General features: G+C 72.1%; 9 protein-coding genes. 3 read left to right on the forward strand and 6 right to left on the reverse strand.

What is annotated here, in order from left to right:
- Positions 1-18 precede the first annotated feature (18 nt).
- The 6 genes from ABIA35_RS29345 to ABIA35_RS29370 form a co-directional block, all read right to left on the reverse strand.
- Positions 19-1,338, reverse strand: coding sequence for a VWA domain-containing protein (locus tag ABIA35_RS29345; RefSeq protein WP_370342214.1), 1,320 nt, complete (start codon positions 1,336-1,338; stop codon positions 19-21).
- A gap of 19 nt (positions 1,339-1,357) precedes the next feature.
- Positions 1,358-2,737, reverse strand: coding sequence for a PP2C family serine/threonine-protein phosphatase (locus tag ABIA35_RS29350; RefSeq protein WP_370359986.1), 1,380 nt, complete (start codon positions 2,735-2,737; stop codon positions 1,358-1,360).
- A complete protein-coding gene (locus ABIA35_RS29355) occupies positions 2,734-5,022 on the reverse strand; it encodes a tetratricopeptide repeat protein (RefSeq protein WP_370359987.1) in 2,289 nt (762 codons plus the stop codon). The genes ABIA35_RS29350 and ABIA35_RS29355 overlap by 4 nt, the downstream gene beginning before the upstream one ends.
- A 41-nt stretch (positions 5,023-5,063) precedes the next feature.
- Positions 5,064-6,314 carry a hypothetical protein gene (locus tag ABIA35_RS29360; protein ID WP_370342210.1) on the reverse strand — a complete coding sequence of 417 codons (1,251 nt, stop codon included), beginning with the start codon at positions 6,312-6,314 and terminating at the stop codon, positions 5,064-5,066.
- Between the two features lie 120 nt (positions 6,315-6,434).
- A complete protein-coding gene (locus tag ABIA35_RS29365; protein WP_370359989.1) occupies positions 6,435-7,514 on the reverse strand; it encodes a glutamate ABC transporter substrate-binding protein in 1,080 nt (359 codons plus the stop codon).
- A gap of 10 nt (positions 7,515-7,524) precedes the next feature.
- On the reverse strand, positions 7,525-8,910 hold the full coding sequence (locus ABIA35_RS29370; RefSeq protein WP_370342207.1) for a hypothetical protein: 1,386 nt from the start codon (positions 8,908-8,910) through the stop codon (positions 7,525-7,527).
- A 152-nt stretch (positions 8,911-9,062) separates the two neighbouring features.
- Here ABIA35_RS29370 and ABIA35_RS29375 point away from each other — a divergent pair, with 152 nt between their 5' ends.
- The 3 genes from ABIA35_RS29375 to ABIA35_RS29385 all read left to right on the forward strand — a co-directional run bounded on the left by ABIA35_RS29375 (position 9,063) and on the right by ABIA35_RS29385 (position 13,227).
- On the forward strand, positions 9,063-10,316 hold the full coding sequence (locus tag ABIA35_RS29375; RefSeq protein WP_370359990.1) for an Ig-like domain-containing protein: 1,254 nt from the start codon (positions 9,063-9,065) through the stop codon (positions 10,314-10,316).
- A gap of 115 nt (positions 10,317-10,431) precedes the next feature.
- The gene (locus tag ABIA35_RS29380; protein ID WP_370342205.1) at positions 10,432-12,306 is read left to right on the forward strand and encodes a glycoside hydrolase family 15 protein; all 1,875 of its coding nucleotides are present in this window, start codon (positions 10,432-10,434) and stop codon (positions 12,304-12,306) included.
- Positions 12,307-12,519: 213 nt separating this feature from the next.
- Positions 12,520-13,227 carry an HAD family hydrolase gene (locus ABIA35_RS29385; protein ID WP_370342203.1) on the forward strand — a complete coding sequence of 236 codons (708 nt, stop codon included), beginning with the start codon at positions 12,520-12,522 and terminating at the stop codon, positions 13,225-13,227.
- Positions 13,228-13,341 lie beyond the last annotated feature (114 nt).

Genomic DNA, 13,341 nt, shown 5'->3' on the forward strand with positions numbered 1-13,341 from the left:
CAGCACCCCCGCCAGATCTCAGTTCCGCTTGGCGCGCACGGTCTTGGTGGAGTCCACCTCGAGCTCCATCGCGTCGCCCTTGTCCACCTTGGCCTTGGCCCGCACCTTGGACGTCGCGGGGTCGACCTCGGTCACCTTGCGCAGCATCTTCACGGTGTCCTCGTGCCCGGACTCCACCGCCAGGTCCATGGCGCGGCCCAGGCGCGCGGTGGCGGTGTCCAGGTCCCCGGCGGCCTGGGCGTCCAGGCCCTCCTGGATCGCCGCGGCCATCTCGGCCTGGCCGGTGTAGTGCGCCACCCGGCCGTTGATCCGGGTGGACAGGTCCGTGTCCTCGGTCCACACCGCGCGGATCTTGCCCTCGCCCAGCAGCGTGGCCCCGGCCGCGTCCTTGGCCACCAGCTGCACCCGGCCGGCCAGCTTCTCCTGGCCGATGTTGCCCGGCTCGACCTCGACGCAGACGTGGTACTCGCGGGACTCCGCGCCCCACGCGCCGGTCGGGTAGTCGCCGGTGAGCGGGTTGTCGCCGGGCACGCGCATCCCGGACAGGTCGGCCAGGTTCGGGCTGACCTGCTTGACGTAGCGGATGGTCGCGCCCTTGGGCGCCCACAGCCGCAGCGCGACGTCGGCGACCTCCTTGCCCATGGAGTTGACCATCATCTCGCGGAAGTCGTCGGCCAGCTTGGCCGGCTCGCGGATGATGCCCACGGTGCCCAGCAGCGCGTCGGCGATCTTGCGCAGCTCCTTGGGCTCCCAGTCCTCGCCGATGCCGCGGCAGTCGGCGGTGAAGTTGCCGACGCTGGAGGAGATCGCGCGCGCCAGGTCCGCCGGGGTCTCCGACTCGTCCTTGCCGTCGGTGAGCAGGATCGCGTGCTTGATGGCGTGCGGGTGGGTGTCGAAGATCCGGCCGGCCTGGGCCAGCCAGCGGCCCATCGCGGTGCCGCCGTTGGCGTGCAGGCGCCCGACCGCGTCCTTGGCGGCGGCGCGGCTCTGGTAGTCGGCACGCAGCAGCTGCCCGCCGGTCGGGTAGACCACGCGCGCGCCCTCGGTGCCGGCCACCACCGCGAAGTAGGCGCCGTCGGTCAGCGTGTCGATGGCGACCTTGGTGGCCTCCTTGGCCGCCATCATCTTGGTGCGCGGGTAGTCCATGGACCCCGAGCAGTCGATGATGATGACCTCGACGTTCTCCGCCGAGGCCGGGGTCCCGTACTGGGCCGGGGCCGGCGCGCCGCCGACCGCGGCCGTCGCGGTCAGCGTGACCACCGCGTGCACCTCACGCGCGCCGGCGGCCAGGAACTCGTTCTGGTTGATCTCGAAAGCGAAGTCTGGGTACTGGCTCATGGCTACTGACTTGCTCCTGTCATGCGGACGGTTCGGCGGGTGCCTGAACCGGATAGGGAACGAGCACGGCGGTGATGTTGTCGTGGCCGCCGGAGTCCAGGGCCTTCTTGACCAGCCGCCCCGCCGCCCCGAACGGGTCCGTCAGCGCCTGGGGCAGCGCGAGCGCGGCCAGGTCCGCGGCCTTCTCCACGTAGTTCCACAGGCCGTCGCTGCACACCAGGACCACGCCGGGCCCGTCCGGCGTGAACCGCGCCAGATGCGGCTCGGGGGCGCCGGAGTCGGCGCCCAGCCAGGCCTCGATGGCGTGCGAGCCCTCCTCGGCGTCGTCCTTGGTCAGCGCCCGGGCGGTGCCGCGCTCGTCGAGCCAGTAGGCGCGGCTGTCGCCGAGCCAGGCCACCGTCACCTCCTGCCCGACGATCGCCGAGACGTAGGTGCAGGCCGGCGGGTTGCCGTGGTCGGCGTCGCGGGCGAGGTCGGAGACCGCGCGGTCGGCGTCGGCGACGGCGTAGCGGGAGATCAGGCGCAGGTCCGCGGGCAGGGCTCCGGAAGCGGCCGCCGGGCCGGCGGCGCCTTCGGTGTCAGCGGTGCCGTCAGCGCCCTCGGCGGCGGCGTCGTCGGCCGGGACCTGCGGCGCCATGGCCTGCACTGTGGCCGACACTGTCGCCGGCACCGTGGCCATCACCGCGGTCTCGACCGGTTCGGTGTGCGGGTACCGCGGGCCGGACGCCTCGGCCGGCTCAACCGGCTCAACCGGCTCGGCCGACTCGACCGACTTCCCGGCCGGCTTCCCGGCGGGCTCCGGCCGGCCGGCCGCGATCGCGGTCAGCAGCAGCTTGGCGGCGGCCGAGACCGCCGCGGCCGAGGCCTCGTCGGGCCGCTCGGAGGTGGACACCCCGTCGCAGACCACGGCGACCACCAGGTTCTCGCCGTCCAGCCCGAGGACCGGGCGCAGCGCCATCGAGTCCTCGTTGCGGTGGTGGCGAAGGCCCCGGTCGCTGACGCCGGCCACCACGGCCAGGTCCACCTCCATCCGGTCGCGGCGCCGGGGCTGCAGGTCGCCGCAGTCGGTGCAGTAGCCCTCGGCGTCGATCTCGGTGCCGCCGCAGGACACGCACGGCTTGGGCTCCTGGTACTCCGAGGGCTCCTCGTCCCCGGTGCGCGGCTCGTCCACGCCGTAGCCGCACTCCTCGCAGAACCGCGCCCCCTGCTCCATCACCAGGTCCGTGGCCCCGCAATTGGGACACGTCAGCTGCAACGGCATGGCGGGGTCCGCCTCTCTGGGCTCACTGGGCTCGCCGGGCTCGCTGGGCCGGCCGGAGTCCGCCGGCACGCCCGGGAGACTCCCCAGGGCGGGCCGGCCGGCGGTCCCGGCAGCGGACTCGGCGGCGGTCTCGGTCATATCAGGGTCCTGGGCCGCACGGCGTTCGCCTGGTCGACCAGCTCGACGCGCTTGGCGCGATCGGTGGCCAGCCGGGCCAGCGAACGGTAGGCGTGCTCCATGCCCAGGCGCAGCGAGCGGTCGTCGACGTCGCGGTCGATCAGCTTCTGTCCGGAGCGCAGGTCGGCCGGTTTCTGGACGCTCAGACGGGTCCCGGCGGCGGTGAAGACGTCCAGCGCCAGCCAGTTCGCGTGCTCGGGGTCCAGCCGGGCGGCCAGCCAGGCGTAGCGGACGTCGATGTCGGCCAGGTCGGCGCCGGTCAGGTCCCGGTCCCGGTCCACCAGCAGGGCCCGGAGCGCCGCCTCGGCGGCGGCGGTGTGGTGGGTGGAGGTCTGCGGCACCGCGCCGAAGGCGCGCACCGCCGCCTCCCGCTGCCCGGTGCGCAGCAGCGCGCGGGCCAGGCCGAAGGCGGCGCTGACGTAGCCGGGGTCGGTGCGCCAGACCATGTCGTAGTAGCGGCTGGCGGTGGCGTCGTCCTGCTGCAGCTCGGCGCAGGCGGCCAGGGCCAGCTTCGGCGCCGCCTCGCCGGGCAGCGCGTCGTAGACGGCCATGAACATGCGCGCGGCCTCGCCGATCCGGCCGGCGGCGAGCTGGATCAGGCCGCGGTACCAGAAGGTGCGCCAGTCGCCGCCGTTGGCGTTCTCGAAGTCGTCGAGCCGCGAGGTGGCCACGGTGAAGTCGCCCTCCGCCGTGGCGACCAGCACCAGGCGCAGCTGGATCTCCTGGGAGGTGGCCGACAGCGGCGAGTTCTCCAGCGCCGAGCGCTGCTCGACCAGGTCCACCGCGCCCAGCCCCGCCAGCAGCTGCGCGCCGGCGTCCTCACGGTCCACCAGCGGGACCGGCAGCGCGCGCACCACTTCGCGCAGGTCCGGGACCGAGGCGGTGGTGCTCGGCACCCGGACCTCGGGCCCGAACATCACCGAGGCGCCGGGGTGCGGCTTGTCCTCCTCCAGCGAGAGCACCTCGCGCAGCACGGCGGTCAGCTGCTGCGCCATCTGCTCGGCGGACCCGAAGCGCATGGCCGGGTCCTGGTCGGTGGCGCGCTGCAGCAGCTTGTAGAACGACTCGTGCCGGCCGAACAGCGGCACCTCGTTCGGCGAGGGCAGGCCGTTCAGGTACGTGGTCTGGTAGGTCCGGGAGTCCAGGGAGGTCAGCACGGCGAGCGTGCGGCCGACGGTGTACAGGTCGGACTCGACCGACGGGCCCTCCTCGGCGATCTCCGGGGCCTGGTAGCCCTTGGTGCCGTAGATCGCGGAGTCCTCGTCGTCCATCCGGATCACGCCGCCCATGTCGATGAGCTTGAGCTGCTCCTCGTCCTGGATGATGTTGTCCGGCTTGAAGTCGTTGTAGACCAGGCCCAGGCCGTGCAGGTAGCCGAAGGCGGGCAGGATCTCGATCGCGTAGGCGATGGCCTGCGCCACCGGCAGCGGGCCGCCCTGCCCGGCCGGGTCGCGGTAGTCGGCCCGGATCTGCTTCAGGGAGCTGCCGCCGACGTACTCCATGACGATGTAGCCCACCGGGGCGCCGGTGGCGGCGTCCGGGTGCTGCACGAAGTTCAGGATCTGCACGATCGAGGGGTGCTTCACCTCGGCCAGGAACCGGCGCTCGGCGGCCGCGGCGGCCATCGCGTCGGCGTCGCCGGAGTCCAGCAGGCCCTTGAGGACCACCCAGCGGTCGGAGACGTTCTCGTCCTTGGCCAGGTAGATCCAGCCCAGACCGCCGTGCGCGATGCAGCCCAGGATCGCGTACTGCCCGACCTTGTCGCCGGCCTTGAGCTTGGGCTCGAAGGAGAACGCGGTCCGGCACTTGCGGCAGAAGCCCTCGGTGCGCCCCGGGTTGCCGTCCCGGCCCCGGCCCACCGGCGCCGAGCAGTTGGAGCAGAACCGCTTCCCCTCCGGCACCTGCGGGTTGACCATGATCTCGGTCATCGGGTCCTTGGCCGGGACCGGCGGCACCTCGATCAGCCCGGCGCCCAGGTTGCCGCGGCGCGAGCGGCCGGTGCTGCCGCCGCGCGAGCCGCGGGTGCGGCTGGACACCGAGGCGGAGTTGCGGCTGGAGGCCGACGTGGACGTGGAACGCGTGGCGCTGGTGCGCGTGGAGTTCGCGGTGCGCGACGAGGCCTGGCCGGCCCCGACGCGCGGTGCTCCCTGCCGCGCCGCCGCCGGAGCGGCGGCGGTGCCGCAGGTGTCGCAGTAGCCGTCGGCGTCGATGGTTCCGTCGCAGCCCGGCTCAAGACAGGCGGTCACTGGTCTTTCCCTCTCCCCTGTGATGCTCTTTGTAATCAGACCTATGACATGCTCGGCAGCGCCGCCCCCACGGCGGCCTGGTAGTGGCGGACGGCGGCCTCGGCGCCGGCCAGGTCGCACGGCGCGGACCACAGCAGGTCCCGCGCCAGCCTGTGCGCGGCGGTCAGGGCCGGGGTCTCGGCGATCCCGTGCCGGGCGGCGCGCGCCCGGTAGGCCTCCAGCAGCCCGCGCAGCTCGTCGCGCCGGTCCAGCGGCGCCCGGATCTGCCCGACCCGCTTCTGGGCGTTCTCCAGGATCACGCGGCTGTTCTTCTCCAGAGCCGACAGGTTCCGGCCGAGCAACGTCCAGGACTGCCCGGAACGTTCCCGCCGCAGCTCGTCAACCTTGCCGCGCAGGTGCGCCGCGGCCGCCGAGGCCGGCGGCAGCCGGGGTGCGGCGATCTTCTGGCGCACTTCGGCCCGCACCTGCTCGGCCTCGGCCTCGGCCGCCGCGATCAGCGCTATGACGTCCTGCACGCCGGCCAGCCGGTGGTCGAACTCGGTCCGGGCGGCCAGCGCCTGGTCCAGCTCGGCCTGCACCCCGGCCAGCTCGGCGAGCAGCCGGGCGACGTGGGGCGGGGTCCCGGATCCCGGGGTGCCCGCGCCGCCGCCGGCCACCATGCCGAGCGGGTCGGACAGCGCGCGCCGCCGCAGGTCAGCGGTCTGGGCCTCGATCCCGGCCAGCCGGTCGAACACCGGATCCGAACCCGGTCCGACCCGGTCGGCGGTGCCGCGCGCGGCCCGGCCCCGGGCCTGGAGCTCGTCCAGCGGCTCCAGCAGCCGGTTCCACGCGTTCTCGGCGTCGACCGCGACCCGCTTGACCACGTCGTAGGTCCGGGTCATGGACGCCACGGCCTCGTCCAGGGTCAGCAGGTCCTGGGTGCTGGAGGGGTCAAGCAGCCCGCGCCGCTCGAACGGCACAGCCTGCCGGGGCAGCGCCACCGAGCGGCCGGTGAGCAGGTCGGCCATGGCCGCCAGCTCCCGGTCCCCCAGCCGCGTCTTGGGGCCGCCGCGCATCGCGGCGACCCGGTCGAGCACCTGCTGGTAGGCCTCGAAGACGGTCCACAGCCCCGCCAGCTCGGCCGAGGCCTGGGACCAGGCCTGGGCGGTGGCGCCGGACAGCTGCGCGCCGTCCAGCAGCCGCCGGCCCGGGTGGTCGTCCAGTTCCAGCAGACCCGCCGAAACCCCCGAGCGCTCCTGGGCGCGGCGGTCGATCGCGGCGTCGATCGCCTGCCGGGTCCACATGGTCGTCACGGCCGTGCTCTTGCTCCCCCCGTGCCCGTCTGCCTGGAATCCCTTGCCCGTCCCATCCCTACCCCACCTGCGGCCCAGGCCCTGCGGACCTTTCGGCCGGAGGCAGGGCAGGGGCCCAACTCAGCCACCCAGAGGGTACTGCGCGGGGATCTCCGGAAGGGATGCGGGCTGTGAATGCAAATCAGTTGCAAACAGTGAGCGCCAGCCGTTCGGACCGGTGTCCTGGATCAGGTTCGCCAGGGCGGTGTTGACGAACGGCGTGAGGTCGTTCGCGGGGCTGGTGTAGTTGGTGACGATGCCGTAGGGCTGGGACTCCCCGGCCGGCGCGGTGGTGATCGCGACGTGCGGGTCCTGGCTCTCCATGCCACGCAGAAGGGCGTCGTCGGTGTAGACCGCGCCGACCTCGTCTTGTTGCAAGTCTGCGAGGCAGTCCAGGGCGTTGGGTACTTGGAAGGCCGCCGCGTCGCCGAGGGTCTTCTTGATCTCGGCGACCGGGGTGGAGTTCAGCGTCGCGCAGACCTTGGTGTCCGTGCCCTTCAGCTGGGCCAGGGACGTGCTGCGCGGCTTGCCGTCGTCGCCGCGCGCCATCAGCAGCTTCAGCTCGGCGGTGTAGTAGGGGTTGGAGAAGCTCATGCGCTGCGCCCCCTCCATCCGCGCGCAGGTGATCGTCGTGGTCTGCACCACCAGGTCCACGTTGCCGGAGTGCAGCTGCGCGTACTCGCCGGTCTTGGGGTCGGCCAGGGTGACCACGCGGAACTGGATGTGGCCGTCGGAGCCGAAGATGGCGCGCGCCATGGCCCGGGCGATGTCGACGTCGAACCCCTGCGGGTTGTTGTCGTGCTGCGGGTCGTAGCCGAACAGCTCGGTGTTCAGGTCGATGCCGGCGATCAGGAAGCCGCGCTTGCGGATCTTGTCCAGCGTGCCGCCGGGCGTCACCGGGTCGTTGGGCCCCGGCAGCGAGCCGTTCCAGGCCGCGGAGGTGGCCTCCGGCCCGCACTTCGTCGGCGGCGCCTTCGGCGCGTTGGGCAGGGCGCCCGGGCCGATGCCCTGGCCCGCTCGGGGCTCGATGGCACCGGAAGAGGCACCCTTGTTCTCGGCGGCGCTGCACGCCGCGGTGAGCCCGACCGCCGCCACGAGCGCCACGGCGCCCAAGATCCGTGTCCTGATGTGCTTGTGCTGCCTGCTGTCCATGGTGGTCATCCCCGCCCCCTCAGTGGTATTCCGCGATCCGGCGGCCCAGGCCCTGGGCCGCCGCGGCGGCCATCAGCAGAGCCAGCACCCCGAGCCCGATCTGAAGTCCGGCCAGCGCCCCGGCGCCGTCGGAGGCCTCGGAGGTGAAGGAGGCCTCGGCGTGCTTGATGGCCTGGTCCAGGTCGGACTGCAGCGCGGTGAACGACTTGGCCGCGCTGGCCTGCGGGGCGGCGAAGTCGTGCTGGCCCAGCGCCGAGTCGACCGCCTTCTCGTACTGGTTCTGCTGGTCGAAGGCGCGCAGGTCCTGGTGCTGCTTGTGCCAGGCGGCCTCGTCCGTGGCCGCGGCCCGGGCCAGGTTCTTGCCGCTGTCGTCGGTGGCCAGCTCGCCGGCGTTCTGCAGCTCCTGGACCAGCAGCTCCTCGGTGCCCGGGGTGTGCGCCCCGTCCGGCGCGGTGACGCCGGCGTAGTCGGTCTCCTTGTCGTCCGCGGTGCCGCGGCCGACCAGCGTCAGCATCTCGTCGGTGCGCGCCTGCAGGGACAGGATGCGGGCCGTGGCCAGCGCGCTGACCTGGTTCGAACCGCGCTTGGCGGCGGCGTCCTCATGGCTGTTCTGGACGGTCATGTCGGCCCCGGCCCAGACCAGCGACAGCACGAGCCCGGCCGTGGCGCCCAGCAGCCCCACGTTGAACGCCCGGTTCGTCCGCCGCGACTCCCGGACCTGTACCACCAGCAGCACGATCAGCAGCACCACGCCGACGGCGATCATCAGCCACGGGAACTGCTTGGCCGTGTTCTCCGCGGAGGCCAGGTTCTTCGCCTCGGTGTCGGTCAGCTTCTGCGCCGCCGGCAAGATCGTGCCCTGCATCAGGCTCGAGGCCTGAGTCAGGTAGCGGAAGCCGACCGGGTAGCCGAGCAGGTTGTTCGCCGCCGCGGTGGCGTTCAGCTTCACGTACTGCGGCAGCTGCGAGGCGACCGCGCCGAGCGCGTCCTTGGCGGCGGTGTCGTCGCCGGCCTCGTTGGTGGCCGCCAGCAGCGCCGCCTGGGCCTTCTGCAGGTCGGAGTTGTACGTGGCCAGCAGGTCCGGCGGCGCCTCGCCGACGTGCAGGTAGATGGTGGTGGAGGTGGCGTCGGCGTCCGACAGGCTGTGGTAGAGCTGCTCGGCCTGCTGGATCAGGACTCCGCTGTGCGACTTGGTGTCGTCGGCCCCGTCGGCACGGACCTGCGTCCCGATGATCCCCACCACGCCGAACAGGAGCGCGCCGGCGGCCAGCGCGGCACGCAGCCGGACCAGTCTGCGGTCCGTGCGCAGCCCAGGCGGTTTCGTCGAACCTGCCCGTGCGGCCGGTACCGCCGCCTTCTGCGCGGCCAATACCTGGGTCTGCGCTTGTGCGCTGGCTGTCGTCATCCAGGAGCCCCCCTTTGGATCGTGCCCGACAGGCAGTCGGCTGTGCCTGCTCCTGCTGCCTTTGCTCTGGTTAAGAAAAATCTAACGGTTCACCATCAGGCTGCGGTGCCATTGGTACCAGCCAGTTATACGATCGAGCACGGGAGGCGATTATGCGCAGAGTGCACAAGCTCGCCGTCGCGATGGCCGTCATCGGCCTGACCGCCGCTTGTGGCGGGGGCGGGAACTCACCGAAGTCGGCGGCTGTGGCCCCGGTCGCCGTGGGGTCTTCGTCCTCTTCAACTGGGTCTTCGCCCGGTGGCACGTCGCAGAGCTCTGCGCCGAGCACCCCGTCGAGCTCGGCCTCGGCGGACACCTCCCCGGCCCTCGTGGTGATCAAACCCGCCGCGAACGCCTCCGATGTGGACCCCTCCTCGCCGATCGCGGTGAGTGTTGCGAACGGGAAGCTGACGTCGGTCACCGCGCAGCTGTCCGGCGGCAGCGCGGTGGACGGCACGCTGGACCCCTCGGGCGCGTCCTGGACGTCGGCGGACCCGGTCGGCATCGGGCACACCTACAAGGTGACGGCGGTCGCCATGGGCGACGACGGGAAGCAGCAGACGGCGACGTCGCAGTTCACCACCGGCACGCCGGGCGACACCTATGCGGGCACGTACACCCCGGACCCGGGCACGACCTACGGCATCGCGCAGCCGGTGTCCATAACGTTCGACAAGCCGATCCCGGACAAGGCCGCGGTCGAGAAGCAGCTGACGGTGACCTCCGACCCGCCGGTGACCGGCTCCTGGCACTGGTTCGGCTCGCAGCGCGTGGACTTCCGCCCGCAGCAGTACTGGGCGCCGGGGACCAAGGTGACGCTGCACATGCGCCTGGACGGCGTGAAGAGCGGCGGCCTGTACGGCAAGCAGGACCGGGACGTCACCTTCACCATCGGGCGCTCGCTGGTGGCCACCATGGACGCCAGGACCCACCGGATGACGGTGACCACCGGCGGCAAGACCACGACGCTGCTCACCAGCTCCGGCAAGCCCGGCTTCGAGACCTGGAACGGCACGATGGTGGTCCTGGAGAAGGACCAGGACATCAGCATGAACTCCGACACCGTGGGCATCTTCGGCGTGAACGCCTATGACATCCCGAACGTGTACTGGGACGTACGGCTGACGCCCTCGGGGACCTTCGTGCACGCCGCGCCGTGGAACGCCGGCAAGTTCGGCAACGTCAACGGCAGCCACGGCTGCATCGGCATGTCGACCTCCGACGCGGAGTGGTTCTTCAACCAGGTGATCCCCGGCGATCCGGTCACTGTCGTGAACTCCAAGGACACGGTGCGTGCCGACAACGGCTTCGGGGACTGGAACCTGAGCTGGTCCGACTGGGTCGCCGGCAGCGCGCTGGCGCACTGAGAAGAGCCCGGTCGAGGACGCACTCCGGGGCGCGCTCATGGGCGCATTCACGGGCACATTCATGGGCGCCCCGGAATGGTCCAGAACGGGGCGCCCGGGAATGTAAGGTCTGCGCATGAGCTCGAGCACGCACCCCTACCCCGCGATCGACGATCACGGACTAATCGGTGACCTGCGCACTTGTGCCCTCGTGGCCGGTGACGGCACCGTGGATTGGTTCTGTCCGGGGCGGTTCGACGCGCCGAGCGTGTTCGGCGCGGTGCTGGACCACGAGCGGGGCGGGGCGTTCCGGATCCGGGTCAAGGGGGCGTCCTCGCGCCAGTCCTACGTGCCGCGCAGCGCGGTGCTGGTGACGCGCTTCGAGACCGCCGAGGGCGGCGTCGGCGAGATCGTCGACTTCATGGTGCCGCAGGAGGCCCGCACCGCGGCGGCGCCCGGTGCGACGGTCATCTACCGGATCGTGCGCGCGGTGGCCGGCGACGTCCAGTTCTCCGTGGACTGCCGGCCGCGCTTCGACTACGGCCGCTCGACCGCCGACCTCGCCCGGCTGGTGCAGCACGGCGGCGGCACGGCGGTGGCCTTCTCCGGACCGGACAGCGCGGTCACGCTGTTCTCGACCGCTCCCCTGGCCCTGGACCCCGAGACCGGCAGCGCGACCGCCGAGGTGCTGCTGGGGGCCGGCGAGGCCGCGGCCTTCATCCTGGCCGCCGATCTCGCCGAGGCCCCGGGCTGGCAGCCCGACGTCGCCGCCGAGGTCGAGCGCGCCCTGGAGGAGGCGCTCATCTTCTGGCACGGCTGGCTGTCGCAGAGCACGTACCGGGGCCGCTGGACGGACGCCGTGCACCGCTCGGCGATCACCCTCAAGCTTCTGACATACGCGCCCACCGGCGCGTTCCTCGCGGCGGCCACCACGGCCCTGCCGGAGGAGGTCGGCGGCCCCCGCAACTGGGACTACCGCTACACCTGGATCCGCGACGGCTCCTTCAGCGCCCGCGCGCTGTCCGATCTGGGCTTCCACCAGGAGGCCGAGGCCTTCGCCCGCTGGGTCACCGACCGCCTGGCCGAGGGCCCGAACCCGCTGGGCGAGCCGCTGGACATCATGTACCGCGTCGACGGCACCTCGGACCTGGTCGAGGAGGAGCTGCCGCACTGGGAGGGCTACCGCCGCTCGGCGCCGGTGCGCATCGGCAACGGCGCGGCCGAGCAGCTCCAGCTCGACGTCTACGGCGAGTTCCTCTACTCCCTGTCCGACACCGAGCACCTGCACAGCCCCGAGGGCAAGGCGGCGGTCGCCGGGCTCCTGGACTGGCTGGTGGAGAACTGGGCCCGGCCCGACGAGGGCATCTGGGAGACCCGGGGCGGACGCCGCGACTTCACCTACAGCCGCCTGATGTGCTGGACCGCCTTCGAGCACGGCCTGCGCATCGCCCCGACCCACGAGAACGCCGGCATGTGGGCCGTGATGGCGCACTCGATCGCCTCCGAGATCCGCGACAAGGGCTGGGACGAGCAGCAGCGCGCCTACGTCCAGAGCTACGGCGACACCGCCCTGGACGCCTCGATCCTGTTCATGCCGGTCGTGGGCTTCCTCGCCCCGGAGGACGAGCGCTGGGCCGCCACCCTGTCCGCGATCGAACGCGGCCTGGTCCACGACGGCCTGTGCCACCGCTACAGCCTGGCCGAGTACAGCGACGGCCTCGAAGGCGAGGAGGCGAGCTTCGACTTGTGCACGGTCCTGTACTTCGTGGCGCTCGCCCAGAGCGGCGCAGTCGAGCAGGCGCAGAAACTGTTCGAGGTCTTCCTCGGGCACGCCGGCCCCACCGGCCTGTTCGCCGAGGAGCTGACACCGCGCGGCGAGCAGCTGGGCAACTACCCGCAGGCCTTCACGCACCTCGGCGTGATCTGGGCCGCGCTGGCCCTGGACCGGGCTCTGGACCGGATTCCGGAGGCGGCGATGGCCGCCGCCGCGGAGCGCGTCGGGGCGGTGTAGCGCGGGGCGTGACGACGGCGTTCGTCCCGGCCGTCCCGTTCACGCCACCCCCACGCCGTAACCCGTTGGCATGAGTTTCCGATGGCGATACCTCGTTCCAGAGAACTCTTCCCTACAATCGCGATCGTCACTGCCATCGCCGTCCCTCGGGCACTGCTTGGAATGGGGAGCTGTCTGACGCTGTCGCAGCGTCCCGTGAGAGGAACCCAGAGCATGCACATCCCGGGCAAGTCACGCACCATAGACGCGGTCGTCTTCGACGTCGGGGAGACGCTCGTGGACGAGAGCATCGAGTACCACAACTGGGCCGACTGGCTGGGCGTCCCGCGCCACACCTTCTCGGCCGTCTTCGGGGCGGTCATCGCCTCGGGGCGCTCGCACCTGGAGGCCTTCGAGTACTTCCGGCCGGGCTTCGATCTGGAGGCCGAGCGCCGGGCGCGGACCGTCGCCGGACGGCCCGAGGGCTACGGGGAGCGCGATCTGTACCCCGACGCGCGCCCCACCCTGGCCGCCCTGAAGGAAGCCGGCTATCTGGTCCTGATAGCCGCCAACCAGACCACGGCCTCGCACCACATCCTGGAGTCGCTCGGCCTGCCGGTGCACCTGGTGACCACCTCCGGCATGTGGGGCGGTCTGGAGAAGCCCGACCCGGCGTTCTTCGCCAAGGTCGTCGAGGTCTGTGACGAGGTCTCGCGGGCCGAGGGCCGCGGCGCCCTCGTCGACGCCGGCCGCGTCCTGTACGTCGGCGACCGCCTCGACAACGACCTGCGTCCGGCCTGGGGCGCGGGACTGCGCACCGCCTTCATCCGCCGCGGTCCGTGGGGCACGGTTTACGGCGACCACCCGGATCTGGTGGCCAAGACGGACTTCTACCTGACCGCCCTGGACCAGTTGCCGGGGATGCTCGCCGACGAGGTCTGACGGCGGTCCGCACGGGCCCTCCGGTCCCGGCGCCGGCCTGAGGGGCACCGGCGCCGGGACTCGCACCGCCGCTAGCGGACGGCGCTCATCGCAGAGTTCCCCTTCACAAGAAAA

The organism is Catenulispora sp. MAP12-49 (assembly GCF_041262705.1).
Taxonomy (GTDB): Bacteria; Actinomycetota; Actinomycetes; order Streptomycetales; family Catenulisporaceae; genus Catenulispora.